This window comes from Streptomyces sp. CB01249 (genome assembly GCF_001905735.1).
Taxonomy (GTDB): domain Bacteria; phylum Actinomycetota; class Actinomycetes; order Streptomycetales; family Streptomycetaceae; genus Streptomyces.
The window spans coordinates 239,923-265,381 of the sequence record NZ_LISW01000003.1; the positions used below are offsets into that span (position 1 = coordinate 239,923).

29 protein-coding genes, 1 tRNA gene and 1 pseudogene are annotated in these 25,459 nt (G+C 72.0%); 16 read left to right on the top strand and 15 right to left on the bottom strand.

Annotated elements, in window-relative coordinates:
- The first annotated feature begins 18 nt into the window (after nucleotides 1-18).
- Nucleotides 19-522 (top strand): GNAT family N-acetyltransferase, encoded by a 504-nt coding sequence (locus AMK18_RS16785; protein WP_073863405.1) that lies wholly within the window; start codon nucleotides 19-21, stop codon nucleotides 520-522.
- Between the two features lie 7 nt (nucleotides 523-529).
- Here AMK18_RS16785 and AMK18_RS16790 read toward each other — a convergent pair whose 3' ends face one another.
- Nucleotides 530-2,593 carry an MDR family MFS transporter gene (locus AMK18_RS16790; RefSeq protein WP_073863406.1) on the bottom strand — a complete coding sequence of 688 codons (2,064 nt, stop codon included), beginning with the start codon at nucleotides 2,591-2,593 and terminating at the stop codon, nucleotides 530-532.
- Between the two features lie 135 nt (nucleotides 2,594-2,728).
- Here AMK18_RS16790 and AMK18_RS16795 point away from each other — a divergent pair, with 135 nt between their 5' ends.
- The 5 genes from AMK18_RS16795 (at nucleotide 2,729) to AMK18_RS16815 (ending at nucleotide 7,458) form a co-directional block, all read left to right on the top strand.
- Entirely contained in the window at nucleotides 2,729-3,790 is a 1,062-nt protein-coding gene (locus AMK18_RS16795; protein ID WP_073863407.1) for a peptidoglycan-binding domain-containing protein, read from the top strand.
- A 163-nt stretch (nucleotides 3,791-3,953) separates the two neighbouring features.
- A complete protein-coding gene (locus AMK18_RS16800) occupies nucleotides 3,954-4,616 on the top strand; it encodes an HAD-IA family hydrolase (RefSeq protein ID WP_073863408.1) in 663 nt (220 codons plus the stop codon).
- 370 nt (nucleotides 4,617-4,986) lie between these two features.
- Nucleotides 4,987-5,631, top strand: a complete 645-nt coding sequence (locus tag AMK18_RS16805; RefSeq protein ID WP_018103383.1) for an HNH endonuclease family protein — start codon at nucleotides 4,987-4,989, stop codon at nucleotides 5,629-5,631.
- A 470-nt stretch (nucleotides 5,632-6,101) separates the two neighbouring features.
- The gene (locus tag AMK18_RS16810; protein ID WP_018103382.1) at nucleotides 6,102-6,560 is read left to right on the top strand and encodes a DoxX family protein; all 459 of its coding nucleotides are present in this window, start codon (nucleotides 6,102-6,104) and stop codon (nucleotides 6,558-6,560) included.
- Nucleotides 6,561-6,798: 238 nt separating this feature from the next.
- Nucleotides 6,799-7,458 carry a DedA family protein gene (locus AMK18_RS16815; protein ID WP_026171563.1) on the top strand — a complete coding sequence of 220 codons (660 nt, stop codon included), beginning with the start codon at nucleotides 6,799-6,801 and terminating at the stop codon, nucleotides 7,456-7,458.
- On the opposite strand, the gene AMK18_RS16820 is transcribed toward AMK18_RS16815, so the two are convergent.
- The 3 genes from AMK18_RS16820 to AMK18_RS16830 all read right to left on the bottom strand — a co-directional run bounded on the left by AMK18_RS16820 (nucleotide 7,445) and on the right by AMK18_RS16830 (nucleotide 9,709).
- On the bottom strand, nucleotides 7,445-7,669 hold the full coding sequence (locus AMK18_RS16820; protein WP_018103380.1) for a DUF2277 domain-containing protein: 225 nt from the start codon (nucleotides 7,667-7,669) through the stop codon (nucleotides 7,445-7,447). The two genes, AMK18_RS16815 and AMK18_RS16820, sit on opposite strands and share 14 nt — an antisense overlap.
- 57 nt (nucleotides 7,670-7,726) lie before the next feature.
- Complete coding sequence (locus tag AMK18_RS16825; protein WP_018103379.1) at nucleotides 7,727-8,167, bottom strand: DUF7144 family membrane protein; 441 nt, start codon at nucleotides 8,165-8,167, stop codon at nucleotides 7,727-7,729.
- A 66-nt stretch (nucleotides 8,168-8,233) separates the two neighbouring features.
- The gene (locus AMK18_RS16830; protein WP_073863409.1) at nucleotides 8,234-9,709 is read right to left on the bottom strand and encodes an MFS transporter; all 1,476 of its coding nucleotides are present in this window, start codon (nucleotides 9,707-9,709) and stop codon (nucleotides 8,234-8,236) included.
- Nucleotides 9,710-9,799: 90 nt separating this feature from the next.
- On the opposite strand from AMK18_RS16830, the gene AMK18_RS16835 reads away from it, so the two are divergent.
- The 4 genes from AMK18_RS16835 to AMK18_RS16855 all read left to right on the top strand — a co-directional run bounded on the left by AMK18_RS16835 (nucleotide 9,800) and on the right by AMK18_RS16855 (nucleotide 13,654).
- Nucleotides 9,800-10,756, top strand: a complete 957-nt coding sequence (locus tag AMK18_RS16835; protein WP_073863410.1) for a LysR family transcriptional regulator — start codon at nucleotides 9,800-9,802, stop codon at nucleotides 10,754-10,756.
- Between the two features lie 194 nt (nucleotides 10,757-10,950).
- Nucleotides 10,951-12,240, top strand: coding sequence for an MFS transporter (locus AMK18_RS16840; RefSeq protein WP_073863411.1), 1,290 nt, complete (start codon nucleotides 10,951-10,953; stop codon nucleotides 12,238-12,240).
- 25 nt (nucleotides 12,241-12,265) lie between these two features.
- Entirely contained in the window at nucleotides 12,266-12,604 is a 339-nt protein-coding gene (locus AMK18_RS16845; RefSeq protein ID WP_073863412.1) for a PadR family transcriptional regulator, read from the top strand.
- A 237-nt stretch (nucleotides 12,605-12,841) separates the two neighbouring features.
- Nucleotides 12,842-13,654 carry a hypothetical protein gene (locus AMK18_RS16855; RefSeq protein ID WP_241836581.1) on the top strand — a complete coding sequence of 271 codons (813 nt, stop codon included), beginning with the start codon at nucleotides 12,842-12,844 and terminating at the stop codon, nucleotides 13,652-13,654.
- Between the two features lie 62 nt (nucleotides 13,655-13,716).
- Here AMK18_RS16855 and AMK18_RS16860 read toward each other — a convergent pair whose 3' ends face one another.
- The 3 genes from AMK18_RS16860 to AMK18_RS16870 all read right to left on the bottom strand — a co-directional run bounded on the left by AMK18_RS16860 (nucleotide 13,717) and on the right by AMK18_RS16870 (nucleotide 16,055).
- Nucleotides 13,717-14,490: a class I SAM-dependent methyltransferase gene (locus AMK18_RS16860; protein WP_073863414.1), complete on the bottom strand. Its 774-nt coding sequence runs from the start codon at nucleotides 14,488-14,490 to the stop codon at nucleotides 13,717-13,719.
- An 80-nt stretch (nucleotides 14,491-14,570) separates the two neighbouring features.
- Nucleotides 14,571-15,815 (bottom strand): MFS transporter, encoded by a 1,245-nt coding sequence (locus AMK18_RS16865; protein WP_241836582.1) that lies wholly within the window; start codon nucleotides 15,813-15,815, stop codon nucleotides 14,571-14,573.
- A gap of 54 nt (nucleotides 15,816-15,869) precedes the next feature.
- Complete coding sequence (locus AMK18_RS16870) at nucleotides 15,870-16,055, bottom strand: hypothetical protein (RefSeq protein WP_018103370.1); 186 nt, start codon at nucleotides 16,053-16,055, stop codon at nucleotides 15,870-15,872.
- 169 nt (nucleotides 16,056-16,224) lie between these two features.
- Here AMK18_RS16870 and AMK18_RS35510 point away from each other — a divergent pair.
- Both AMK18_RS35510 and AMK18_RS16885 read left to right on the top strand, forming a co-directional pair.
- A pseudogene (locus AMK18_RS35510) lies at nucleotides 16,225-16,497 on the top strand (MerR family transcriptional regulator); the annotation flags it as partial.
- Between the two features lie 23 nt (nucleotides 16,498-16,520).
- Nucleotides 16,521-17,573, top strand: coding sequence for a hypothetical protein (locus tag AMK18_RS16885; RefSeq protein ID WP_241836583.1), 1,053 nt, complete (start codon nucleotides 16,521-16,523; stop codon nucleotides 17,571-17,573).
- Between the two features lie 13 nt (nucleotides 17,574-17,586).
- Here the strand turns inward: AMK18_RS16885 and AMK18_RS16890 are convergent, their stop codons facing one another.
- Nucleotides 17,587-18,099: a GNAT family N-acetyltransferase gene (locus tag AMK18_RS16890; RefSeq protein ID WP_073863417.1), complete on the bottom strand. Its 513-nt coding sequence runs from the start codon at nucleotides 18,097-18,099 to the stop codon at nucleotides 17,587-17,589.
- A gap of 63 nt (nucleotides 18,100-18,162) precedes the next feature.
- Between AMK18_RS16890 and AMK18_RS16895 the strand changes: the two genes are divergently transcribed.
- Nucleotides 18,163-18,630 (top strand): DUF4240 domain-containing protein, encoded by a 468-nt coding sequence (locus AMK18_RS16895; protein ID WP_073863741.1) that lies wholly within the window; start codon nucleotides 18,163-18,165, stop codon nucleotides 18,628-18,630.
- A 52-nt stretch (nucleotides 18,631-18,682) separates the two neighbouring features.
- Here the strand turns inward: AMK18_RS16895 and AMK18_RS16900 are convergent, their stop codons facing one another.
- Both AMK18_RS16900 and AMK18_RS16905 read right to left on the bottom strand, forming a co-directional pair.
- Nucleotides 18,683-19,069: a DUF6578 domain-containing protein gene (locus AMK18_RS16900; RefSeq protein ID WP_073863418.1), complete on the bottom strand. Its 387-nt coding sequence runs from the start codon at nucleotides 19,067-19,069 to the stop codon at nucleotides 18,683-18,685.
- Nucleotides 19,070-19,097: 28 nt separating this feature from the next.
- A complete protein-coding gene (locus AMK18_RS16905) occupies nucleotides 19,098-20,072 on the bottom strand; it encodes a threonine/serine dehydratase (RefSeq protein ID WP_443333223.1) in 975 nt (324 codons plus the stop codon).
- Between the two features lie 77 nt (nucleotides 20,073-20,149).
- On the opposite strand from AMK18_RS16905, the gene AMK18_RS16910 reads away from it, so the two are divergent.
- Nucleotides 20,150-20,812 carry a M15 family metallopeptidase gene (locus tag AMK18_RS16910; RefSeq protein ID WP_073863419.1) on the top strand — a complete coding sequence of 221 codons (663 nt, stop codon included), beginning with the start codon at nucleotides 20,150-20,152 and terminating at the stop codon, nucleotides 20,810-20,812.
- Nucleotides 20,813-20,975: 163 nt separating this feature from the next.
- Here the strand turns inward: AMK18_RS16910 and AMK18_RS16915 are convergent, their stop codons facing one another.
- The 4 genes from AMK18_RS16915 to AMK18_RS16930 all read right to left on the bottom strand — a co-directional run bounded on the left by AMK18_RS16915 (nucleotide 20,976) and on the right by AMK18_RS16930 (nucleotide 23,205).
- Nucleotides 20,976-21,317, bottom strand: coding sequence for a DUF5713 family protein (locus tag AMK18_RS16915; protein ID WP_073863420.1), 342 nt, complete (start codon nucleotides 21,315-21,317; stop codon nucleotides 20,976-20,978).
- Between the two features lie 248 nt (nucleotides 21,318-21,565).
- Nucleotides 21,566-22,420, bottom strand: a complete 855-nt coding sequence (locus AMK18_RS16920) for a helix-turn-helix domain-containing protein (RefSeq protein ID WP_073863421.1) — start codon at nucleotides 22,418-22,420, stop codon at nucleotides 21,566-21,568.
- A gap of 19 nt (nucleotides 22,421-22,439) precedes the next feature.
- Nucleotides 22,440-22,973 (bottom strand): DUF6879 family protein, encoded by a 534-nt coding sequence (locus AMK18_RS16925; protein WP_073863422.1) that lies wholly within the window; start codon nucleotides 22,971-22,973, stop codon nucleotides 22,440-22,442.
- Nucleotides 22,942-23,205 (bottom strand): hypothetical protein, encoded by a 264-nt coding sequence (locus AMK18_RS16930; RefSeq protein WP_073863423.1) that lies wholly within the window; start codon nucleotides 23,203-23,205, stop codon nucleotides 22,942-22,944. Before AMK18_RS16930 ends, AMK18_RS16925 begins: the two co-directional genes overlap by 32 nt.
- Nucleotides 23,206-23,597: 392 nt before the next feature.
- Between AMK18_RS16930 and AMK18_RS34755 the strand changes: the two genes are divergently transcribed.
- Nucleotides 23,598-23,753 (top strand): hypothetical protein, encoded by a 156-nt coding sequence (locus tag AMK18_RS34755; RefSeq protein WP_158071804.1) that lies wholly within the window; start codon nucleotides 23,598-23,600, stop codon nucleotides 23,751-23,753.
- A 628-nt stretch (nucleotides 23,754-24,381) separates the two neighbouring features.
- Here AMK18_RS34755 and AMK18_RS16940 read toward each other — a convergent pair.
- A tRNA-Val gene (locus tag AMK18_RS16940) sits at nucleotides 24,382-24,453 on the bottom strand.
- A gap of 174 nt (nucleotides 24,454-24,627) precedes the next feature.
- On the opposite strand from AMK18_RS16940, the gene AMK18_RS16945 reads away from it, so the two are divergent.
- Nucleotides 24,628-25,395, top strand: coding sequence for a DUF4097 family beta strand repeat-containing protein (locus AMK18_RS16945; RefSeq protein WP_018103357.1), 768 nt, complete (start codon nucleotides 24,628-24,630; stop codon nucleotides 25,393-25,395).
- Nucleotides 25,396-25,459: the final 64 nt, after the last annotated feature.

The window sequence follows — 25,459 nt, forward strand, 5'->3', positions numbered from 1 at the left end:
GGTAGCAAGAATGCCCCCATGACCTGGACCGTGGCACCCGAACCCGTCGACTCCCCGGACGCGGCCCTGCTCCGGCGGGACTACTACGACGAGGTGGCCAGCCGCTACTGGGGGCGCCCGGCGACGGCCGAGGAGATCGAGGACGGGCTCACCGACGACGGCGCCGCGCTGCTGACCGCCCCGACCGGTGACTTCGTCGTCGGCCGCTCCGGGGGCCGGGCGGCCGCCTGCGCGGGCCTGGTCCTCGTAACCGCGGACACCGCCGAGCTCACCCGGGTCTACGTCCGCCCGGAGTTCCGGGGCACGGGCGGCGGCGGGCTGCTGCTCGCGGCGCTGGAGGAGCGGGCCCGGGCACTGGGGGCGGCGGTGCTCCGGCTGGACACCCGGCACGACCTGGTGGAGGCGCGCGGCCTGTACGCGAAGCACGGTTTCCGGGAGGTCCCGGCGTTCAACCGGGGGCCGTACGCGGAGCACTGGTTCGCGAAGGAGGTGGCCCCGGAAGCCCCGGCCCTTCCCGTATGACAGCGGGTCAGTCCCGGTACGGGTGCCCCGCCGCGTGGTCGCGCTTCGGCTCCGGGCTGTGCGGGCGCTCCTTGCTGGACCCGCTGGTCTCCCGCGTCAGCTCGGAGACCAGGGCGACCAGGTCCGTCGGCCGGTCCGGACCCCACCAGTCGCCCAGCAGCTCGGCGAGGGAGTCCTCGCGGGCCTGGGAAAGCTTCACCACCGCCTCGGCGCCCGGCTCGGTGAGCACCATCTGCACCCCGACGCGCCGGACGAGCCCGCGCCCCTCCAGCTGCCGGGCGGCGTCGTTGATCACCCGCAGCGGCACGGGCGCCACCTCGGCGAGCCGGGCGGGCTCCACCGTGCCGTGGCGCTTGATCCGCAGCAGCATCCAGCTGGCGGCGGGCAGCAGGTCGAAGCCCGCCTTCTCGGTGATCTTGACGTAGACCTCGCGGCGGCCCTCCCGGGTGGCCAGCACGGACAGGGCCCGCGCGCACTCGTCGTACGAGGAGCGCTCGACCGGGTTCGACGCCAGGGTCTCGCTCGGGTCCGGCGCCGTCACCGAGCCGCGCAGCTTGTCCTCCTTGAGCAGCCAGGCGAAGAGGAAGGCGACCAGGACGACGGGTGCCGCGTACAGGAAGACGTCCGTGATCGACGTCGAGTACGCCTGGAGCACCGGCCCCCGCAGCGCGTCCGGCAGCTGTCCGAGGGCGCGCGGGTCGGCGGCCAGGCTCTCCGCGTCGACCCCGGGCGGCAGCGGCCGTCCGGCGAGCGCGTCGCCGAGTTTGTCGGTGAGCCGGTTGGTGAAGATGGTGCCGAAGATCGCCACGCCGAACGAGGCACCGATGGACCGGAAGAACGTCGCCCCCGAGGTCGCCACACCGAGGTCCCGGTACGAGACGGCGTTCTGCACGACCAGGACGAGCACCTGCATCACCAGGCCGAGGCCCGCGCCGAACACGAAGAAGTAGGCGCTCATCTCCCAGGTGCCGCTGGACACCGTCAGCCGGTGCAGGAGCAGCAGCCCGATCGCGGTGATGCCCGTACCGGCGACCGGGAAGACCTTCCAGCGGCCCGTACGGCTGACGATCTGCCCGGACACCGTCGAGGTGATGAGCAGCCCGAACACCATGGGCAGCATGTGGACACCGGACATCGTCGGCGTGATCCCGTGCACGACCTGGAGGAAGGTCGGCAGATAGGTCATCGCGCCGAACATCGCGAAGCCGACGACGAAGCTGATCACCGCGACGAGGCTGAAGGTCCTGATCCGGAACAGCTTCAGCGGCAGCACCGGCTCGGTGGCGCGCCGCTCCACGAATACGAACGCGATCAGGAGCACCACGGCCAGCACCGCGAGGCCGATGATCTTCCACGAGCCCCAGGCCCAGGTGGTGCCGCCGAGCGAGGCGACGAGGACGAGACAGGTGGCGACCGAGGCGATGAGGAAGGTGCCCAGGTAGTCGATGGTGTGCTTCGTCCGGCGGACCGGGATGTGCAGCACGGCGGCGATCACGAGGAGGGCGACGACGCCGATCGGGAGGTTGATGTAGAAGACCCAGCGCCAGCTGAGGTGCTGGGTGAAGAAGCCGCCGAGCAGCGGCCCGAGGACGCTCGTCGCACCGAACACGGCGCCGAAGAGCCCCTGGTACTTCCCGCGCTCGCGCGGCGGGACGATGTCGCCGACGATCGCCATGGACAGCACCATCAGACCGCCACCGCCGAGCCCCTGGAGTGCGCGGAAGCCGATCAGCTGGGGCATGTTCTGGGCGAGACCGCAGAGCGCGGAGCCGATCAGGAAGATGACGATCGCGGTCTGGAACAGCTTCTTGCGCCCGTACTGGTCGCCCAGCTTCCCCCAGAGCGGGGTCGCGGCGGTCGAGGCCAGCAGATAGGCGGTGACCACCCACGACAGGTGTTCGAGCCCGCCGAGGTCGCTGACGATGGTGGGGAGCGCGGTGGAGACGATGGTCTGGTCGAGTGCCGCGAGCAGCATGCCGAGGAGCAGTGCGCCGATCGCCACCAGGACCGACCGCGTGGAGTGTTCTGCGCCGGGGGCGCCGGGGGCCGGGGGGCTCTGCTGCTGGGCCATGAAACGTCTCCTCGGGTCCGCTACACCCCCATCCTGTCCGCTCTGCCCCGTTATGGCCTGCCGGGAGGCCGGATGATTGGGCTTCTCGGCGGCGGGCTGCATAATCGCAGGCAGTTCAAGGGGAGGGGACCCACGATGGCCGGACATATATGCCCGGAGTGCGGTACGGAGAGCAGACCGGGCGCCGCTCCCGGCTGCGCCTGCGCGGGCCGGAACACCGGTGCGCCGGGTTACGTCACCGACCCGGAGCGGGCCGCCGAGCAGCAGCGCGTCGCCGACGAGCACCACGCGGGCCGGTCCGCGGAGATGGCCGCGGCGGAGGACTTCGACCCGCTGCGCATCCGCCCGTACGTGACCCTGGGCGACGGCACCGCGACGGCGGCCACGACGCCCCCGCCGGGCGCCCCGCAGGTCTACGGCCCCGAGGGTGACGCGGCGACCACGATGCCGCTGTTCCTGGACCCGGCGGCGGGCGCCGGGCAGCAGACCGAGGAGCCCGGCACCGGGGAGCCCGACACCGCTCTCCTGCTCACCGGCCCCGATCCGGTGGCCCCGCGCCGCCGCAAGCCGTTCGCCGCGGTGATCGCGGGGGCGGCCGTGGTCGCCGTGGTCGGCACCGCGGCCTTCGTCGGCGGGCTGTTCAACGGGGACGGCGGCGGGGAGGCCGACCTGGACCAGGCCCTGCCCTCCACGGTGACCAGCCTCCCCGAGGAGAGCGGCGAGCCCGCGCCGTCCGCCTCGTCCTCGGCCTCCGCCTCGCCCAGCCGTTCCGCCTCCCCCACCTCGTCGGCATCGGCCTCCGCCTCGTCGTCCGCCTCCGCCTCGTCCTCCGCCTCCCCCTCCCGGTCCGCCACGGCGTCCTCCTCGGCCCCCGGCGCGGGCGCCCCGGCGTCCCCGTCGGCGACCGCGAGCAGCAGCGCCCCGGTCGAGGGCGTGGCCCCGCCCCCCTCGTCGACGGATGACGCCGGGACCCTGCGGCGGGGCGACCGGGGCACGGAGGTCGCGGAGCTCCAGAACCGGCTCCGGGAGGTCTGGGTGTACAACGGCCCGGTCGACTCGGACTACGGGGACCGCACGGAGCAGGCCGTGAGCGACCTCCAGACCTGGTGGAACATCGACGGGGACCCGGACGGCGTCTACGGCCCGAACACCCGGAGCCGCCTGGAGGCGGTGACGACGGGGCGCGGGCGCCACTGACGACCGCCCCCCGGAGGGGATTCGCATTCGCGACCCCGTTTTTGTATCGTGGAGAAACAAAGTGGCCCCTGCGCGCACACCCTGACCGGCGGGCGGGGGCCGCTTGATCTCCCGCGCCGCTCACCCCCGCGGCGATCGCTTCCCCCCGCTCTGGAGCCCGCCCATGCCGGCCACCGCCCTCACCGCCCGCGCCCTGCTGCTCGACATGGACGGCACCCTGGTGAACTCCGACGCCGTCGTGGAGCGCTGCTGGCGGCGCTGGGCGCTGCGGAACGGTCTCGACCCGGAAGAGGCGCTGAAGGTGGTCCACGGCCGCCAGGGCTACGCCACGATGGCGGTCCTGCTTCCGGAGCGCCCGATGGAGCAGAACTACGCGGACAACAAGGTGATGCTCGCCGAGGAGACCGCCGACACCGAGGGCGTCGTCCCGGTCGGCGGCGCCCCCGCGTTCATGGACGCCATCGCCGCCCTTCCGCACGCCCTGGTCACCTCGGCCGATCTGGCGCTGGCGACGGCCCGGATGGGCGCCGCCTCGCTGCGGATGCCGGACCTCCGCATCACCGCCGAGAGCGTGGGCGCCAGCAAGCCGGACCCGGAGGGCTTCCTCAAGGGCGCCGCGGCGCTGGGCTTCGCCCCGGCGGACTGCGTGGTCTTCGAGGACTCCGAGGCGGGCATCGCGGCGGGCCGGGCGGCCGGCATGCGCGTGGTGGGCGTCGGCCCGCGCGCCGGGGCCCACTCCCCGGACGCCCATGTGGCCGACCTGACGCAGCTGCGCGTCGAGGCGGCGGCGGACGGCACGATCACGCTGCACGTCGAGGCGCGGTAGTCTCCGGGCGGGGCGCGCAACACCCCGCCGACCACGTGCGCCTGCGCGCACACCGGGGCCACTGACCCCACGTCAAACACCAGCACCACGAACCTCCGTACGGCCCTCGCCCCTCCCGGGCGGGGGCCTTACGCATGCGCTCCTCCGCAGGTCACGGGCGCCGGCGCCGCGCCGGACCGGCTCATCGCGCCCGCGCGCACGGGTCCGCACGCCCCCCGCACCACGAACCCCTTTGTCAGATCCCTTGATGTGACGTGCCCATGTCGCCACCCTGTTACCTGGCGCCCACCCCACGGAAACCCGGCGCCGCCACGATGGCCGGGCCGTTCATGACAGCCCGTCCACATCCCCCCACATCAAGGGAGTTCGCATGTCAGGTGTCTACGCGCGTCGCATAGCCGTCCTCGCCGCATCCGCCGCACTCGCCGCCACCACCGGCCTGCTCACCGCACCGAGCGCCCAGGCGGCCATGCCCACCCCGATCGCCGCGTCCACCGCCCGCACCTACCTGAGCGAGCTCACCGTGAAGGCGGAGGGCTCGTCCAGCGGCTACAGCCGGGACAAGTTCCCGCACTGGATCACCCAGTCGGGAGCCTGCGACACCCGCGAGGTCGTCCTGAAGCGGGACGGCACGAACGTCTCCCAGAACTCCAGCTGCGCCGCGACCAGCGGCAGTTGGTATTCGGAGTACGACGGCGCCACCTGGACCGCCTCGTCCGACGTGGACATCGACCACATGGTCCCGCTCGCCGAGGCGTGGCGCTCGGGCGCCTCCAGCTGGACCACCGCCCAACGGCAGGCGTACGCGAACGACTTGACCCGCCCGCAGCTGATCGCGGTCACGGACAACGTCAACCAGTCCAAGGGCGACAAGGACCCGGCGTCCTGGATGCCGCCGCGCGCCGCGTACAAGTGCACCTATGTGCGCGCCTGGATCCACGTGAAGCACTACTACAACCTGTCCGTCGACTCGGCCGAGAAGTCGGCCCTGCAGTCCGCGCTCAGCGGCTGCTGACCCGGAAACACCCGACCGCGCCCCCAACCCCGGTGGCCCCACCGGCCGATGCCCCGACGACGGGCCGGCCGGCGGGGCCACCGACGTGTTTTTTCGGCCTACTACGGCTGTCCATGACAAGCCACCTGCCGCCCGACGGCCTGGCCGGCGGGCCCACAGTCCGCCAATGGGGCACGAGGGGCCCGGAACTCCACTGGGACTCCAGTGAGAGCCGGGGGTGCCGTGGTGGGAGCCCCCACTGACGGAACCGGACGCCCGTGGCCGGAAAACTGCGCCGCCATTGGTTCAGGCCAGGCAAAGGAACGAGGCTGCCCAGTTCGAGGCGGTATTGGCGCGCCGAACGGCTCACAACAGCCCGTCGAATTTCAGCCAGTCGACGAAACGTTGAACTTGCAAGTATTGGTGAGGTCTACCTAATCTTTTGCGCCCAGTCGGTTCACGTCCCCACCAGACCGAAGGAGCCTCCCCCCATGACCCCACACCTCCACCGGGCACAGCCCTACGTCCTCGCGCTCTTCCGCATCGTCGTCGGCGGCCTCTTCGCCTGCCACGGCGCCGCCTCGGTCTTCGGCGTCCTCGGCGGCGCCCACGGCGGCGGGTCCATACCCGCCGGCACCTGGCCGGGCTGGTACGCGGCGGTGATCCAGCTCGTCGGCGGCGTCCTCGTGGCCCTGGGCCTCGGCACCCGTCCCGCCGCCCTGGTCTCGTCCGGCTCCATGGCCTACGCCTACTTCACGGTCCACCAGTCGAACGCCCTGCTCCCCCTGCAGAACGGCGGCGAACCGTCGGCCGTCTTCTGCTGGGTCTTCCTGCTCCTCGTCTTCACCGGCCCCGGCGCCCTGGCCCTGGACAACCTCCTCACCGCCCGCACCCCGGACCGTCAGGACCGGGACCACGCCCAGGAACAGAGCTCCCCGGTCGCCGTCTGACGCCTCTCCCCACTCCCCCGGGCCCGCTGACCGACCGGGCCCCGCACACCCCTCGCGTACCGCCGGGAAAACCGCTCCCCGGCGGTGCGCACCCAAGCCGCCCCCGACCGGGGTGCCCAACATCACGCATATATAGGGATCACCGGGTGAACGGCAGGCGTACGCTGTACAGCTGACCCTGCCGCTCCTGCCGCTCCCCTGCGACGCCGCGGCGCTGTTGCCGATCGGGGAGTAGACGGTGCTAGAGAGTGTGGGTGCGCTGACCGGCAGCCCATGGATCTACGTTGCGGTCGCCCTCTCCGTGCTGCTGGACGTCTTCCTCCCCGTACTGCCCAGCGGCGTGCTGGTGATCACCGCCGCCACGGCCGCCGCGGCGGGCACCACCGGTGTCGCCGCCGACGCGGCGGGCGCCGCCCGCCAGGTGACCGAGGTCCCCTCCCTGCTGGCCCTCGTCCTGTGCGCCGCCACCGCCTCGGTGCTCGGCGACTTCGCCGCGTACCGGCTGGCCCGGCACGGCGGCGAGCGGCTGGACCGCGCCATCGCCCGCTCCCGCCGCCTGACCTCCGCGCAGGAACGCCTCGGCGCCGCCCTGAGCCGGGGCGGCGGCATCCTCGTCGTCATCGCGCGCTTCGCCCCGGCCGGACGCTCGGTCGTCTCGCTGGGCGCGGGCGCCTCGCACCGCAAGGTGAAGGAGTTCCTGCCCTGGTCGGCCGTCGCGGGCGTGGCCTGGGCCGGTTACAGCGTGGGGCTCGGCTACTTCGGCGCGCAGTGGCTGGGCGCGAGCTGGCTCGGCACGGCCGTCTCGGTCCTCGCCCTGTTCCTCGCGGGCTCCTTCGCCGCGCTGCTCATGCGACGCCCGGCCGCCGCCGCGGCCGCCGCGCCCCCTATGGCGTCCTGACACCGCCCCGTATCTCCAGGCCGTCGAGCAGCCGGGCGGTCGCCTCAGCGATCTCGTCCACGGCACGGTCGAAGACTTCCCTGTTGTGCGCGGCCGGGGCGCGGAAGCCCGACACCTTGCGGACGAACTGCAGGGCGGCGGCTCGGATGTCGTCCTCGGTGGCCTCTTCGGGCAGGGCGGGCGGTCGGAGGGTCTTGATACTGCGGCACATGTCTCCAGTGTGACCCGTGCCACTGACAACGGCACACACCCTGCCCGCAGCGACCGGTCAGATGACCGGCTTCCGTGCCGTGCACAGGGCCCAGATGACGAACGTGTCGATGGCGAGGGAGACCACGGCCCAGACCGGCTGGTAGGGCAGCCACATGAAGTTGGCGATCATGTTGAGCGCCGCGAGTCCCACACCGGCCCCGCGCGCCCAGGCGGAGCCCCTGAGGATGCCCCAGCCGACGATCGCGATGACGATGCCGAGGATGAGGTGGATCCAGCCCCAGGCCGTCACGTTGAACTTGAAGACGTAGTCGTTGATCCGCGCGTACACCTCGTCCGACGCGATACCGGCGATGCCCTTGATCGCGTCGAGCACCCCGTCCACCAGCAGCAGCACACCGGCGAACATGACCCCGCCGGACGCCCACGGGTTCTCCTCCTGCGGGCGCGGTGCGGAGGGCGGGGACGGGGTGCCCGGCGGGGGCGCGGTCTGGGCCATGGGGACTCCTGAGCCGGAGGGGAACGTACAGGTCAGACCGACCCTGCGCCGCCCTTCCCGGCCCGGCTACGCGGACGCGCCCGTACGGGTGACGCTCCCCGCCTCCGCCCCGTCCCCGCCGTCCGGCCCTTCCGCCGCACCGCGCGGCCGCCCCGACGTCCCCAGGACCACGAACACCGTGGCGACCAGGAGCACCGCCGCCACGACCCGCAGCCCATCGGACATCGCCGGGGCGAAGGCGGCCGCGTGGGCGGCCCCGGTGTGGTCCGCGCCCGTCCCGGAGGCCAGCACGGTGCCGACGACGGCGACACCGAGCGCCGCCCCGATCTCGCGCGCCGCAGTGTTGAGCCCGGAGCCGAGCCCGCTGCGGTGCGCGGGCAGCCCGGCGACGACGGCCACGGTGAGCGCGGGCGCGCAGAGCCCCGTACCGGCGGAGATGACGAGGAGGTAGACGGCGTACAGCGCGTACGGGGTGCTGCCGTCGGCGGTCGAGACGAGGAGCAGGCCCAGGCCGATCACCGCGAGCCCGCCGCCCGCCACCGGGCGGATGCCGTACCGGTCCTGCCAGCGCGCCCCGAACTTCGGCATGACGGCCATCCCGACGGTGAGCGGCACGATCGCCACCCCGGCGAGGCCGACCGGGAAGCCCTTCACGTACTGGAGGTACTGGGAGTTGACGTAGAACAGCGCGAACAGCCCGAAGAACGCGGTGGCGATGCCCAGGGTCCCGGCGCGCACCACGGGCGAGGCGAAGATCCGGGGGTCGAGCAGCGGCCGTGCGGCGCGCAGCCCGTGGACGGTGAACACGGTGAGGAGTACGGCTCCGAGGCCGAAGGCGGTCAGCACCCGCGCCGAGCCCCAGCCCTGCGGCGGACCCTCGATGATCCCGTACACCAGGGCGGTGAGGGCGGCGACGAGCAGCAGCGAGCCGAGCGGGTCGGGCGCGGAGTCGGTGCGTTCGGGGCTGCGGGGCGTGAGGCGGGCGACGGCGAGCGCGAGCAGCGCGGCGAGCGGCACCATCGCCCAGAACAGGGCGCGCCAGGTGGAGAACTGGCCGGCGAGGCCGCCGCCGACGTTGCCCGCGAGGCCGCCGAGGCCCGCCGCGAGCGTCCAGGTCGCCAGCGCCTGGGACCTGCGGGCGGGCGGGGTGAGGGTGATCAGGAGAGACATGGTCGCGGGCATGATCAGCGCGGCCCCGGCTCCGCAGATCCCGCGTCCGGCGATGAGCACGGCGGGGACGGTGGCGAGCGCGCTGACGGCGGCGCCCGCCGCGAAGAGGCCGAGTCCGGCGAGGAGGGCGCCCTTGCGGCCGAAGCGGTCGCCGAGCGCCCCGGCCGGGATCAGCAGTCCGGCGAAGACGATGACGTAGGCGTCGACCGACCACAGCAGTTCGCTGGAGGACGGGTGCAGGGCGGAGGCGGCGAGCTGGGGGATGAGCAGGTTGACGGCGGCGACCATGCCCTGCGCGACGAGCACACAGGCGCAGAGCACGTACTGCGCGGCGGGCGTAAGGCGCGGGGGCTTCTGGGCATACGGGGACAACGCTCCTCCTGGGAGCCGTGGCGGGTGGGATGTGCTTCCACCGTAGAGTTGGCGCGACTTGCTTTCCAATGCATCTTCGACAAGGGATGTATGCGCGTGACGCAATCCGGCCTTGACCTCAATCTTCTGGTCGCCCTGGACGTCCTCCTGGACGAATGCAGCGTCTCCGGGGCCGCCGCCCGGCTGCATCTGTCCGAGCCCGCGATGAGCCGCACCCTCGGCCGCATCCGCAAGGCGCTCGGCGATCCGGTGCTGGTGCGCGCCGGGCGCACGATGGTGCCCACCCCGCACGCCCTGGCCATCCACGGCGAGGTGCGCGCGGTCGTGGAGCGGGCGCGCGGACTGTTCCTGTCCGGCGGCAAGGTGGACCTGCGCGCCCTGTCGCGGACGTTCACGGTGCTGGCCCAGGACACCCTGGCGGCGGTCTCCGGCCCCGCGCTGTTCGCCCGGATCGCCCGCGAGGCGCCGGGCGTACGGCTCCGCTTCCTGATGGAGAGCCATGTGGACGGCCCGTTCCTGCGCGAGGGCGCCGCCGACCTGGAGGTGGGGGTGCTCGACACGCGTTCCCCCGAGGTGCGCCGCGAACACCTCTACAACGACCGGATGATGGGCGTGGTGCGCCCGGGCCACCCGCTCCTGGACGGGGAGATCACCCCGGCCCGGTTCGCCGCCGCCGACCATGTGACGGTGTCCCGTCGTGGCCGGACGGCGGGCCCGGTGGACACCGCCCTCGCGGAACTCGGCCTGAGCAGGCGGGTCGTGGCCAGTGTGGGCACCCTTCCGTCGTCGCTGTTCATCCTGCTCAGCAGCGACCTGGTCGGGCTGACCTCCCTGCGGGCGCGCCCGTTGACAAAACCCCTGGGGCTGCGGACGTTCGAGATCCCCTTCGCGCTGCCGCCGCTCCCCTTCGGCATGGCCTGGCACCCGCGCCACGACGCGGATCCGGCCCACGCCTGGCTGCGGGAGTGCTTCCGGCAGCTGGCCCGCGAGGAGGCGCCGGACGGCGACGGCGGAAATCCGTTGTTCCCCGTTCCGCCGGGCGGCTAGCCTCCCCTCACCCGACGACCCGAAGGAGGGAAAGTTGCCCGGTAGCCCTCGCACGCGCTGACGTCGTAGAACGACCCGTCATCGCGTGCTGCCTCCGAGCGCGGCACAGCGAGCCCTTCCCGCCGGACCGCCGACGCACACCTCTGCGTCGCGCGGCGGCGGAGCCTTGCCGTCCGCAGCCCGAAGGGGCCCCCGTGCATCCCGATTCCCGTATCCCCTCCCCCGCCCTCCGGCGGGACTCCGCCTTCCTGCGTCTGTGGGCCGGGCAGACCGCCTCCCAGTTCGGTGAGCAGGCGCTCCTGGTCGTGCTGCCGCTAGTCGCCGTCGTCTCGCTGCACGCCGACGCGGGCGCGCTCGGTCTGCTGCGCGCGGTGGAGCAGGCGCCGATCCTGCTGCTGTCGCTGTTCGCGGGCGCGTGGGCGGACCGCCGCCGCACCCGCACGGTGATGGTGGCGGCGGACCTGGGCCGGGCGCTGGCCCTGGCGGCGGTGCCCCTGGCGCTGCTGCTCGGCGTGCTCGGGCTGCCGGTCCTGCTCGTGGTGGCCGCCCTGCTCGGGGTGGGCAGCGTGTTCTTCGACGTGGCGTACCAGGCGTCGCTGGTGCGGCTGGTGGACCGCGAGCTGCTGATGCGGGGCAACAGCGCGCTGGAGGGCAGCAGGTCGGCGGCGCGGATCGGCGGCCCGGCGCTCGGCGGCGCGCTGATGTCGCTGTTCTCGCCGCTGCTCGCGGTCGTCACCGGTGCGGGCTTCTTCGTGCTGTCGGCCGTGTCGATCGGCCGCATCCGCCGCCCGGAACGCGTACCCGCCCCCGCCGGGGCTCCGGCACCGGTCCTGCGGCGCATCCACGAGGGGCTCCGCTTCGTGGCCCGGCATCCGGCGCTGCGTGCGGTGGGGCTGGCGTCGGCCCTGTTCCAGTTCTCGCTCGCCGCGCTGATGACGGTCTATCTGCTGTTCCTGCCGCGCGAACTGGGCCTGTCCGGCGCCGAAGTGGGCCTGGCGCTCGCGGCGACGGGCCCGGGCGCGGTGCTGGGGTCGCTGCTCGCGGCGAGGCTGCCGGAGCGGCTGGGGTACGGCGTGGTGCTGGTGGGGTCGGCGGTCCTGGCGGACGGCGTGATGCTCGGCGTACCGGCGCTGCACGGCTCCGGGCCCCTGGTCCTGCCCGCGCTGATGGCCGTCAACCTGGTCTTCGGTACGTTCGGCCAGCTGGTCAACGTCACGGTGATGTCCGTACGGCAGGCGGTCACGCCGGTCCGCATCCAGGCGCGGGTGGTGGCGACGATCAACTTCGCGGGGATGGGCCTCACCCCGTTCGGCTCGCTGCTCGGCGGCTTCCTCGCGGGTACGTGGGGGCTGCGCCCGAGCCTCCTCGTCACGGCGGTCGCGCTCGCCCTCTCCCCGCTCTTCATGGCGCTCTCCCCCTTGGCCCGCCTGGGGAAGGTCCTTCCCGTCGCAGCTCAGGGCGGCCCGTCATATGCCGGTGAGTGACCCATGCCTGGCGTACGATACGGGCATGAGTGAACGCGCGATGCAGGAACCGACCCTCCTCCTCCTGACCGCCCTGGCGGACGAGCCCCGGCACGGATACGCCATCGCGCGCGAGGTCGAGACGATCTCCGGCGGCCGGGTCAAAATGCGCACCGGCACGCTGTACGGGGCGCTGGAACGGCTGCTGAACGAGGGCCTGATCGAGGTGCACGCGGAGGAGGTCGTGGACAGCCGGCTCCGCCGCACCTACACGCTCACCGCGACCGGCCGGGAGACCCTGGCCGCCGAGGCCCGCCGGATCGCCGCCACCGCCCGCGAGGCGACCCGGCGCCTGGGGGTCGCCGGGAAGCCGGCCACCGCGTGAGCACCCCGCTCCTGCGGCTCTACCCGGCCGGGTACCGCCGCGCGTTCGGGGCGGACATCGCGGAGGCGTACCGCTAGGCGACCGAGGGCGCGGGCCGGACCGCCCGGTTCCGGGAGGCGGGCGACCTGGTGGCGCACGCGCTGCGGATGCGGCTGCGCCTGGGGGCGCCTTGTCGATCAGGGCCGGATCAGGCCGCGGCGGCTGGTGCGGTGCATCGCAAGGCGCCGGAACGTCCTAATGGCGGAGCCATTCGGTCGTTCCGGCAACGCCGCGAGGTGCCGTGCCAGGCGTCGCGGACCCGGCCCTGATCGACAAGGCGCCCCCGCAGGTTCCGCGCAGCCCGCCGGCCGCCTGTTCGCGGCCGCCGCGCCCTTCGCGCTCGCCGCGACGGCCGCGTACGCCGCCTTCGGCCTGGTCTCGATGCTCGGCGACTGGCGGCTGAGCGGGAACCCGGACTTCCTGGTCCCGCTCAGCTTCGTCATGATCGGCTGCGACCTGGTGACGCTGGCGGGGGCGGTCCTGGCGCTGGGCGGGCGGTTCGCGGCGGGGGCGCGGTGCGCGTTCGCGGGCACGCTGGCCCAGGAGTTCGCGCTCCTCGTGGTCCCGCTGGCGGCCGGGGTACTGCCCCCGACCGCCGCCGCCCCGTATCTCCTGGCCCCGGTCGCGGTGGCCGCGCTGCCGCTGGCCTGCCCGCCGGATCTGCGCCCGCCCGGCCGCTCCCTGGGCGCCGCGGCCCGGATCGCGCTGCTGCTGTGGACCGGGCTCGCGGTGGCCGCCCTGACCCTGGCGGACACCGGCAGCCATCTCGCCTACGTGCTCTGGCGGTTGGGCGTCCCGATGGCCGCCGCCCTGCTCCTCGCGGGCCGCCCGGCACTGGCCCGCCTGCGCACGCCCGGCCGGTTCGCGCTGGCCGGGGCGCCGTTCGTCGCGATGGGGTACTGCGCCGGGGCGGTGGACCGGGACACCGTGGTCCCGGCGCTGGCCGTCGTGGCGGCGGCGGGGGTGGCGCTGCGGCTGTGGCGGCTGCGGGGCGGGACGAGCACCGGCTGAGGCAGCCGGGCGGGCACCGGCCGACGGAGGGCCGGGCGGGCAGCAGCCGAGGCGCGGGGGCGTCAGGCGGTCACGCGTATCTTCGACTGCCCGTGCCCCAGCTTCTCCCAGTCCTCCATGAACCGCGCCCGCAGCCCGTGCCGGGCGGCGAGGGCGATCAGGGTCTCGGTGCGGTAGTAGAAGTCCTCGCGCAGCACCTGGTGTTCGGCGCCGGTGGTGCGGTCGAAGGTGAAGTCGAAGTGCCCGCCGGGCGCCAGGACGCGGCCCACATGGGCCAGGCACTCCTCGATGATCTCGATCGGCGAGTGGGAGAACACGCTGTGCGCGTGGACGACGTCGAAGTGCGCGTCCGGCAGGAAGTCCAGCGTCAGGTCCTTGGTGATGGTCAGGTGCGGCACCTTGGTCTGGAGCCCCTGCGTGGTCAGGGTCTGCTTGGCGGCGATGAGGATGTCGGGCGAGATGTCGATGCCGTAGTAGTGCCCGGGCTCCAGGTAGTCGATGAACCGCCAGCCGGCCCGGAGGTTCCCGCACCCGATGTCGAGCATCCTGGCGCCGGGGGCGAGCCCGTGCTCCACGAGGTAGTCGAACTGCATCTGCCCCAGGGCCAGCCAGCGTTCGTGCGTCTGGCTGCCGACGGCGGCCTCCGGGTTGCGCCGGGTGTCCGAGGCCATCACGGCCCGGTAGTAGTTCACGTGGTCCGGGTGCTTGAAGGCCAGCCACCGGTCACGCGCGGCCCGCTTCAGGTAGGGCGCGATGCGGTCCGGCCGGCTCGCGGCGTAACGGACCTTGTGGGCCAGGGACTCGCGGTTGGCGACGAGGTTCTTCTTGGATGCCATGGCGCCACTATAGGTCGGTGACCGACATATGCAAACCAACGACTCTTCGGCCTGCCCGGAACCGGAGGCGCCGGGGCGCCTCACTTCCGCCTGATCCGGCGCACATCGCGTACGCAGGCGTTGGCGACCCCGGCGGCGAGGATGACGGCGGAGCACACCAGGAGGATGTGCCCGCCGGACCAGTAGGCGGACGCGGCCGCGACCACGAGGTAGCCGAGGGGGATCGCGATCTGCTCCCCCAGCGAGTTGAAGGCGTTGAGGCGCCCCAACTCCTCGTCGGGGACCTGCTGTTGCATGGCGGTGGACCAGGCGACGATGGCCACGTCCATCCCCGCCCCGGCGACGGCGGCCGCCCCCAGCACCCAGAGCAGCGGCAGCCCGAGCCCCATCGCGGCCAACGGCAGGAAGAGCCCGGAACTCGTCACCACGCAGACCAGCACGAGCCGCTGCGGCTTCCACAGCAGGCAGACGAACGTCCCCGCGAGCAGCCCGGCCGCGAACGCCCCCTGCACCAGCCCCCAGGACCCGGCGCCCGCGTAGTCGCGGTCCGCCACGAGCGGCCCGAGCAGCTGGTACCCGGCCAGCCAGGCGGCCACGACCGCCGTACCGCACAGGGTGTAGCTCCACAGCCAGACCCGGGACCTGAAGCCGGCCCACCCGACCCGCAGATCGGCCAGCAGCCCCGCGCCCCGACCTCCGGCGGACACCGTCCCCGCGAGCCGCAGCCCCGCCAGCAGCAGCGCGGCCACGATGAAGGTCACGGCGTCCCACCCGAGCGCCCAAGCGGGCCCGGTCAGCGCGACGACGAACCCGCCGACGACGGGTCCGACGACCTTGACCGCGTTCCTGGGCACCCGGACCAGCGCGTTGGCCTGCTGAAGCCGCCCGGGTCCCACGAGCCGGGGCACGACCCCCTGGGCCGCCGGCGTGGTGAACGCGGCCGCCGCCCCCGAGGCGCAGGCGCACAGACTGATCGCGGCGGTGGTCGCCGTCCCGGTCGCCATGAGCACGGCCACGACCGCCTGCGCGGCGCCCGCAACCAGGTTGCCGAGGAAGAGGATCCGGCTGCGCGAGACCCGGTCCGCCAGCACGCCGCCGAGGAGCAGCAGGACCAGGGCCGGCACGGTGTTGGCGGTCAGCACGATCCCGAGCGACCGTGCTCCCCCGCCCTGCTCGATCACGGCGAACGCCAGGGCCACGGGGGCCATCGCGGACCCGGTCGCGGAGACGAGGTGAGCGAGCAGGAACCGCCGGAAGGCGGGCAATCGCAACGGCGAAACGCCCTGGTCGCCGACGGTCATCAGTCCAGCACGCGTGTCAGCCATCCCGGCAGGGTAGGGGCGGCACGGCCGGAGGGCACCCGGCTTTCGGAACGCGCCCTAGCGCCGCCCGTGGTCGGGGTCGGCGTCCAGGCCGGGCAACTCCTCGTGCCCTTCCGAGTAGTGGTTGACCCACCCGCAGAGCGCACAGGCGTACCGCCCGGCCAGACCGTGCACCTCGGTGCCGCACCGCGCGCAGTCGGTGCGGGTGATCTCGGGAATCTTCGGTTCGGGCTCGCTGGTCACACGGGGACTGTACCGAGTGGAGCGCTCTCCGCGGAGTTCGCGTACGGACTGATCATGGTGTCGACGTACACCTCGGGCGGCCCCTCCAGGAAGGCCGGCAGGTTGTCGAGAAGGGCGCGCAGCGCGGGCAGGTCGTTGTGCCGGTCCAGGTCCTCCTAAGGGCCTCCTCGCCTCCCACCGCCTCGCGGGCGGTCACCGCCGCTACGACGCCGACGCCCCCGCCGTGGTCCGCCGCATCCGCTCGCTCCTCGACGCGGGCCTGCCGACCCGGACCATCCGCGACCTGCTCCCGTGCGTACGGCAGGACGGCACGGTGGCCCTGTGCAAGCTCGACACCCTGGAACAGCACCTCCAGGGCCTGGACGACCGCATCTCCGCACTCCAGGAGACCCGCTCGTCGCTGTCCGTCCTGGTCACGGCGGCCCGGGCGGAGGAGGCATGACGGCCACGCCCTAAGGTGTGCCGGTGATCTTCAACAGGAAGCCCGAGGCCGCGCGCCTCACCGCCGCCGTGTCCGACCTGGAGGAGGCGGTCGCCGCCCGCGACGGCGACCGCACCGGGCGCGCGTTCGGCGCCGTGATGAGCAGTGCGGAGTCGGCCTCGGACGCCGAGTGCGTCGACGCGGGACCCCGCCTCGCGGCCCTGCTCCCCGCCTTCCCGCCGACCGGGCCGCGCCCGATGCTCGCGATGGCGGCCGGCTACTGCGTCGAGCGGGGCGCCGACCCACTGGCCTGCGCGGAACCGATCCTGGACGGCGTCCGCCGGGACCTGCTGGACGCGGCGGAGTTCGCGCGCCGCTGGACGGCGAAGGGCGAAGAACTCCCCGCCCCGGACGAGGAGTTGATCGACGAGGCGTTCCTGGCCCGGCTGGGCGACGACGACTACGAGGCGACCCGCCTGGCCCTCGCCTGGTGCTCCCTGGACCAGTGGCAGCCGCCCGCCCTCGCGGTGCTGTGCCGCAGCACGGAGGTACGCCGCCGGCACGCGTCGGACCTCCTCCCGCTCTGCCGCGCGGTGGAGGCCCTGGACCGGCACGACCTCAAGTGCCTGTCGTACGCGCTGGCAGTGCTGAACGACGAACCCGTGATCGTGCTCCACCGCCCGACCGGGACGGCCTTCGAGATACGTATCGACGGCATCGGGGACAACTTCCAGCTCCACACCCTGCTCGCCCACGTCCTGGTCGGCGGCGGCCACGTCCCCGGCACGGCCCCCTCCCCGGAGAGCGTCCGCCTGGCGACGAGCCCCGAGCCCGCCGAGGGCGAATCGGACGCGGTGGCGACCGGTTTCTTCGAACTCCTCGCCCCGGACGGCACCCGCATCTGGAACGAGGGCCTGCCGGACGACATCCCGTGGGTGCAGGGCCGCCGGCTGCTGGTCCTGGACGCCCCGTCCTACGCACGCACCTGGAACGCCGACCGCTTCTTCCCGCACCTGCCGGGCAGGGCGGAGCTCATCCGCGTACTGCCGTCGGACGAGACGGAGACGTGGTACGCCCACACGTCACCGGCCGCCTGACCGCCTCCGGCCTTCAGGCACTCGGCGCCACGAAGCACAGGGCGTCGAAGTGCCGCCCGGCGAAGAAGTGCCGGAGCCCACCGATCCGCTGCCATCCGAGCCGCTCGTACAGCCGGATGGCGGCGGCGTCCTTGGTCAGGACCTCAAGCACCAACGGCAGCCCGTGCGCCCGGGCATACCCCTCCGCCGCGCCCATGAGCCGCGCACCGGCGGAAGCGCCCCGCGCGTCCCGCCCCACGAAGAACCGGGCCAGCACCGCGACCTCCGCGTCCCCGGCGCCGCCGCGCTCCCGCCAGAGCCGCGCCACGTCCTCCCCGTGCCGGGCCCGGTTGACCGCGACATGCCCCACGACCCGCCCGTCGAGCTCGGCGACCCAGGCCGCGACCAGCCCCTCGGGCGACAACCACGCCTCGGGGTCCGCCACCCCTTCGACGGGATACCCGTCGGACTCGTGCACACCGGCGAGCACGGCAGCCGCCGCGCCCAGATCGGCGTCCTCGCGGAGACGAACCAGGACTTCGGACACGGGTCATCCTCCACGGGCGCGGTCACGATTGTCGGACCAGCCTGCCATCCTGCCCCGGTGACCATGACATGGGCCGACTTCTGGGCGCTGACAGCCACCCTGAACGGCAGAGCCACCGAAGCCAACTGCCACCGCCTCGCCAAGCGGTTGAGCCGCCGCCCCCTCCCCGACATCACCGCTTTCGCGGAACACCACGCGGAAGCGCTGTACCGCCTGGACCAGGAGCAGTTCGGCTCCCTCCCGGTGATCGGCATGACGACGGAGACCGGCGGCCCTTTCCCGCAGTCCGGCGACTCCTTCCTCTACGCCCGCTGCGCGGTGGTGGCAGCGGGCCGCCAGACCTGGGAGAACGCCCTCGCGGACCCCGCCGAGTTCGCCCCGTACACCTCACTCGACTACGACGGCGAACGCCTGCTGTACATCCCGGACGAGGCGTACGAACTGGCCACGGGCAAGGAGTGGCACCGCGGGACCCGCTACTGCTACGAATCCTTCTCCAACAAGGAAGGCTGGCCCCACCTGCGTACCTGACCGGGGCGGCACGGCTCACGTACGACCACTGACGTCACGGGCGGCCGTTCTCTCACTGCCGCCTGGCCGTCACCAGGTAGCCCGCGAAGCTCACCCCGTCCTGGGCCTTCGCCCACCCGTCCGCCGCGCCCTCGACCGGAACCAGCTCGGTCGTGCCCGGAACGGGGCCGCGAACCCGGTCCGTCGCGCCGGGAAGCGCCGCGTAACGGCAGTGCACCTCCACGACGGACACCACCTCCAACGGGACCGGCAGGACCCCCTCCTCTCCGCCGTGATGCTCCTCGCGGAAGTCGATCCCCTCCGCGCGCTCCTCGCCGACGAGGTCCTCGTAATCCTCGGGATCGACCTCCATCAACGCCCACGACACGACGTCCCCGGGCGCGAAGGGGTCCCCGCAGCACTGCATCTGCCAGTCATCGACCCAAATCGTCAACGTCATCCGGCCATTGTGCGCCGCGCGGTAGGGGTCAGCGCAGCCCGAAGCGTTCGGCCCAGGTGGCCACATCGGCGGTGGTCGCGTTGCCGCCGCAGACAACCAGCCCGAGCCGGACACCGTCACCGACGCGTTCGAGCACCTGGCGTGCCGCGGGCAGCAGGCATCCGGCGGCGGGCTCGGCCCAGACCTTCGCGTGGTCGGCCAGATCGAGGATCCCCTGCACGGCCTCGGCATCGGTCACGGTGAGGACATCGGTGACCAGGGCCGAGACGTGTTCGTAGGTGAGCGCCGAGGCGCTCGGGGCGCTCAGCGTCGAGACCATCGAGGACAGCTCGACGGGCACCGGCCCCCCGGCAACCAGGGCCTCCGACATGGCTCGCGCACCCTCGGTCTCCACGCCCCAGACCCGTACACCCGGACGGCGGGCGTGCAGCGCGGCCGCGACACCGGAGATCAGACCCCCGCCACCGATGCTGACGAGTACGTCGGTGAGCTCACCGGCATCCTCCGCGAACTCCAGGCCCACCGTGCCCTGGCCCGCGACGACGACGGGGTCGTCGAAGGGGTGGACCAACGCGAGCCCCGACTCCTGGAGTTCGCCCACGAGCGCGAAGGCGCCGCCCATGGTGTCGGCGAGGATGACGTTCGCCCCGGCTGCCTCGGCGATCTCCACGGAGCGGCCGGGGGCGGACCGGGGCATGACGACGGTCGCCTTGATGTCCAGCGCACCGGCCATCTCCGCGACCGCGATGCCGTGGTTGCCCCCGCTCACGGCGACGACCCCAGCGGCCCGCTCGGCCTCACTGAGCGCCAGCAACTTCGCCGTCGCCCCACGCGCCTTGAAGGACCCGGTGCGCTGCAGCAGTTCCAGCTTGGTGGTGACCGGCGCCCCAAGGAAAGCGGAGAGCCCCGGGCTGGCCACGGTCGGCGTCCGCACCACATACGCGGCAATCCGCTCGGCCTCGGCTTCCACATCCGCGACGGTGATCAGCACGTTCCCCTCCACGCTCAGTAGGTCGACAGGATCAACCTACCGACCTTCCATGAGATCGCCGTGTCGAAGGTCTGCGAGATGATCGCCTCATGAGTGAGATCGTCTTGATGTCGGACCCGAAGGTCGCCGCCATTCCAGTCTCGGAGTGCGGTGAACGTCTCGTGGACGTGCGCACCGCCGGTTCCCTGCTGGTCGACGCACGCAAGCAGGACCCGGCAAACTCCTTCGCCTACCTGCGCGAAGGCGTGCTGGCGCGGCTGCTCAAGGCCCAGGCGGGCCTCCCACAGAACCTGCGCCTGCTGTTCGTCGAGGGATACCGACCCCCTTCCCTTCAGCGGCAGTACTTCGAGGAGTACGCGAGCCAACTGCGGTCCGCCCACCCGGAATGGCCCGCCCAGCAGATCCACTCAGCGGCGAGCCGCTACGTATCACCGCCCGACATCGCCCCGCACAGCGCCGGTGCGGCCGTCGACCTCACCCTGGCCGACGCCGCCGGGAACGAACTGGACCTGGGTACACGGATGAACGCGGACCCGGAGGAGAGTGAGGGCGCCTGCTACACCCACGCCGACAACATCAGCGAAGAAGCCCGCGCCAACCGCAGACTGCTGGGCTCCGCCCTGACGGCGGTCGGCCTCGTGAACTACCCCACAGAATGGTGGCACTGGTCCTTCGGCGACCGCTACTGGGCCCTGACCACAGCAAACCCCACCGCTTGCTACGGCCCAAAGGAGATCACCCCACTCGGGTAACCGGCCGCCCCTCCCCCACCTGCCCGACCGGTCATATGGCAGATGCGAACGCCGAAGGCCCGCGTACGGCCTTGTACAGCGTCGTTGTTGTCAGCGGTAGCTGACGGGGCCGGTTGCTGTGGTTGCTGTACTTCGCTGCTGCACAGCTGGCCTCCGCAGCCTGTCACCAATCACGGGTCGCGATCAGTTCCTCTGCGTCGGCTCCCGAGAACCCGTATGCCGACGCCACGAACCAGAAGTCCTCGGCAATGATTTCGCGGGCAATCGTCTCGATCTCGCTACCCGCTGCCTCGAACTCCGCTTCCAAGGAGTTGAATTCTTCTGTAGCGGCCTGAGTGAGCACGTACAGGGATGCTACATCCGCCGGTCGCTCGGCCTCGATCCGCGCGCAGAGACGGAGCAAGGTGTCCCTACCCTTGTCGACAACGTGATCGGGGAAGTACCCGTCCGAGTACATGCCCTGCAAAAACGAGTGCGCCGCTACCTTCTTGTTCGTAATGGCCATCGTCTACCCCATCCCCGTGAAGAACCGATGCGCCGATCATGCACCACACCACTGACAAGCCCGCTTGCACAACTGCGATCTCATGGAGAGGCCTTGAAACCGTCGTGGCGCGATTCACCGTGGTTTGAATTCCCGCACCCAACGCAGGTGAACGGCCCCCGACCAGGTAAATCGGTCAACGGCCGTGCAGGCTGTCCGCTGCTCACCGCGATTCGGCTTCGGCCGGTAGCGGGGGCGCTTCGTCACATTTAGGGTGATTCCAGGACATCGATGGCGGACACGATCAGGGCGCGCGCCTGCGCTCCGTATACGGCGGTGCGACGCATCTGCTCGAACGCGCGCAGGTACAGCCCGATCTCGCTCGGCTGAGTAATTCGTACCTGCGCGGACACCAACTCGACGGACACCAGCGCGTCGTCGTAGACGTGGAACGTCTCGCGCGGCCACTGCCCCCGAGACGCCGTGGACGGGATGATGCCGAGCGACACGGCAGGTAGGGCACCGGCCGTGAGCAGGTAGCCGAGCTGGGCGGCCATCGCGTCGGGGCTGCCGATGCGGTACCGGAGCACGGCCTCTTCGATGAGGAACACGAAACGGCGGCCGCGCTCGTGGATGATCTGGGACCGCTCAACCCGGGCCCGCGCGGCGTCCGCGCTGTCGTCCACGGGGACATCCCGGAAATGCGCGCTCATGCTGAGCACGGCGGCGGCGTAGCCCTCGGTCTGGAGCAGGCCCGGGACGAGGGACGAGGAGTAGACCCGGAACAGCTCCGTCTGCTGGAAGAACGCGACCGCGCTGTCCTGGAGCGCCTTCAGTCCGGTGCGGGTCCGATGCCTCCACTCGCTGTACATCGACTCGGCGTGCAGCGACTGGGCGATCAGGTCTTCGGCGTCTCGCTCGGCACCGACGGCGCGGCACCACAGGCGGATGTCGGTGGCTGTCGGGCCGGTGCGCCCGGTCTCGATCCGCGACGTCTTCGAGTGATGCCACCCGCAGCTGCTGGCCAGCGTCACGACGGTGAGCCCCGCCCCCTTCCGCAGGTCGCGCAGGCGCCGGGCGACAACCTCGCGTGCGGACTGTGCGGAAGAGGAGGGCAGCGTCATATCGGTCCGGTGGTCCCGTTCAGTGGATCTCGTACTGGCCATGCGGGCTCGCGCGCTCCCACACTGCTGCGAAGGCGTCGTCGCACAACGCCACCGCAGCCAGGTCCTTGGTGACCTCAGGCCCCAGTGAGGAGCCGTCGCCAGCGAAGTGGTTCCACTGGACGAGCTGCCCGTCGAACAACCAGAAGTCGTTCCCGGGCAGCGGGATATCGGACGCCTGCCGACGGGGTAGCCACCGTACCTGCTCACCGGCGGCCACGTTGGTGAAGGTGTTGTCGTACAGGTATCGGGTGTACTCGCTGACAGGCTCGGACACGATGCGGGCCCGGCGCATCGTGACGCCGCGGTTGGTTGCCTCGGCCACCACCTCGAGCCACGGCCGCCACCACGATGCCCGGTCAGCGAGGTCGTAATGGCGGCGACCGGCGCGCCAGTCCGCGAAGGGCCCCCGCTCGTAGTCCACGGCGTAGACGTCCCTCATCTCCAGGTGCACCGCCGACTGCATGCAGTTGCCGAGCAGGTCAAGGAAGGTCTGCGGCACGTTCGACGGCATCGCACGCCTCCCTGATCATGTGCACCATCCTGGCTGGGATACGGATCACGGCCTCGCCCTCAGGGATACCCACAGCGTGGCCCGGGAGTTCCAGCGCTGCGCACTCCGCTTCGAGTTCCGGGCTCGGCTTCCATCCCTGGAACACAAGCTCGTGTTTGTCCTGGTCGACCCACACGGTGGGGCTTTCGTGGTCCCCGGTGTTGGGGTCGATCCCGATGAACAGTAACGACATGGCACCCTCCACTCACGCGGTGTGCAGTTCTGTGCGACACGGTCCTGCTAATGGTGGGAGCGGTCAAGAGCGCGAAGGAGCTATCCACCCGTACGAGGACTGATTGTGCACAGATATGCACATGCCTGGAGTGCGCGCACATTCCGCCCCTACGGTCTGCCGTATCCACCGGCCGCGAACGGGGGGACGTCCATGACGACCGCGTTACCTCTACCGGATCCCGCCACGCTGTCGGACGCGCAGCAGCGCGGAGCGCACTGCGTCTGGTGCACCACTCCGCTGACCAACACCGAAGCCGTCGACCTCGGCGCGCGACCGTTCTCGCTCCCCGAGTTCGGCCCCACGGTGCGCTGGTACCCCCGCTGCTGCCCCACCTGCCGAAAGGACCGGGCGTGACGGCACAGACGAACTCCGCGAAGTCGGCGTCGGCCGACGAGGCGTACCGCAGCTTGATCGGGCACACCGTCGCCTGCGCGACCTGCCGCGCCGGCGCGCCGTGCGTCACCGCTACCCGGCTCGGCCGGGCCTGGCGTCGGGTACGCGGATGAGGTGCGCAAACTGCGGCCGTCCCCTCACCGGGGAGACGGCGGAGCGGTACCCGATCGAGGGTGCGAGCGGCCCGGGCCGCATCGTCATCCTGTGCAAGGTCCGATGCAAGCGGTCCCGAAGCACCCCGCCGTCGTACCCGACCCGCTGACCCGCTGCCCGTCCCGGCCGGCCACTTCCTCCGGGGCGAGGCGTGCGGCGCGGATGCGGTCTCCGATGACCCGGCGACAGGCGGGGACCCAGTCGGGGAGGGGCGGGGCGGGCACCCGGTTAACGCTCTGGCCTGCCGTGATCTATGTCAGTACCATCGATGGCGCATATTCGATCATGGTCGTTCCGGCCGGGATCTCTCCTCGACCTGCGTGCTGGTGTTCGCGTGTCCGCCAGCACGCTGGAAGACGCCACGACTTGGTCAAGGCGTCCCGCACCGTCCCGCCCGGGGGTCTGGGCGGCTTGCCGTGGGCAGCAGAGGGGCCCACCAATATTGCGGAATCCTCCCTCGACCGAGTGAGCGAGAGCGAGATCCCCGTGGGGACGTGGACTCTCAGCGGACTCCGGGTACGAGAAGACCCCCCGCCCAAGATCGGACGGGGGGTCAAAAACAGGCCATGACCTGCTCGATATCGTCGGTGGGCGCGGACGGTTTCGAACCGCCGACATCTGCTTTGTAAGAGCAGCGCTCTACCCCTGAGCTACGCACCCGTGGATGAAGGAACAGGTTACATGGCTCGTGGGGCGTGTCGACAATCGGTTCGGGGTGGGGTTACGGGGGATAGCCCCACCCCGGAGACGGTAGCCGTCCGGATCGTCCGGGGTGGCCCCGGTTGCCTACCGTGGGGGCACATCGCAGCGCCGGCCCAGGGGGACCTGATCACCATGACCATCCGTAATCGCAGCGCGTTCGTGGCCGTCGGGGGCACCGTTCTGCTCGTGGCGGCGCTCGCCGGGTGCGGGAGCACGGACGCGGAGGACGCGCCCGCCGAGCACAAGTCGTTCGCGTTCGGGGGGAAGGCGCTGACCATCGACGCGGAGAACTCGACCGTGGACGTCGTTCCGGCCGACGTGAAGGAGATCGAGGTGACCCGGCGGGTCGACGGGTGGGTCGTCCTCGGGAGCGGGCCGGACCCCGTGTGGAAGCTGGAGGGGGACACGCTCACCCTTCGCGTGAAGTGCAAGGCGATGATCAGCAACTGCGAGGCCCGCCACACGGTGAAGGTGCCGCGCGACCTCGCGCTGACCGTGGACGCGGACAACGGGAAGGTCACCGCGTCCAAGTTCACCACCCCGCTCAAGCTCTACTCCGACAACGGCGGCGTCGTCGTCCGGGACGTCAGCGGGCCCCTGGAGCTGAAGAGCGACAACGGGTCCGTACGCGCCGAGCGGGTCTCCTCGCGGTCCGTGGTGGCGCGGTCGGACAACGGGTCCGTGGACCTCGATCTCACCCGGGTCCCGGACCTCGTGGACACCGTCAGCGACAACGGGCGCATCGCGATCGACCTGCCCGCCGGCAAGACCGCGTACGCCGTCTCCGCGTCGGCCGACAACGGGCACGTCGACGTGAAGGTGCCGCGCAGCGACGGCAGCCGACACGTGGTGAAGGCCCACAGCGACAACGGCGGGGTCGCCGTCCGGCACGCCGGCTGAGAAATCGGCGCGGTCGTCGCGCTCGCCGTGAACTAACCGGCACGTGTGTTCGTCCTTACTGGTG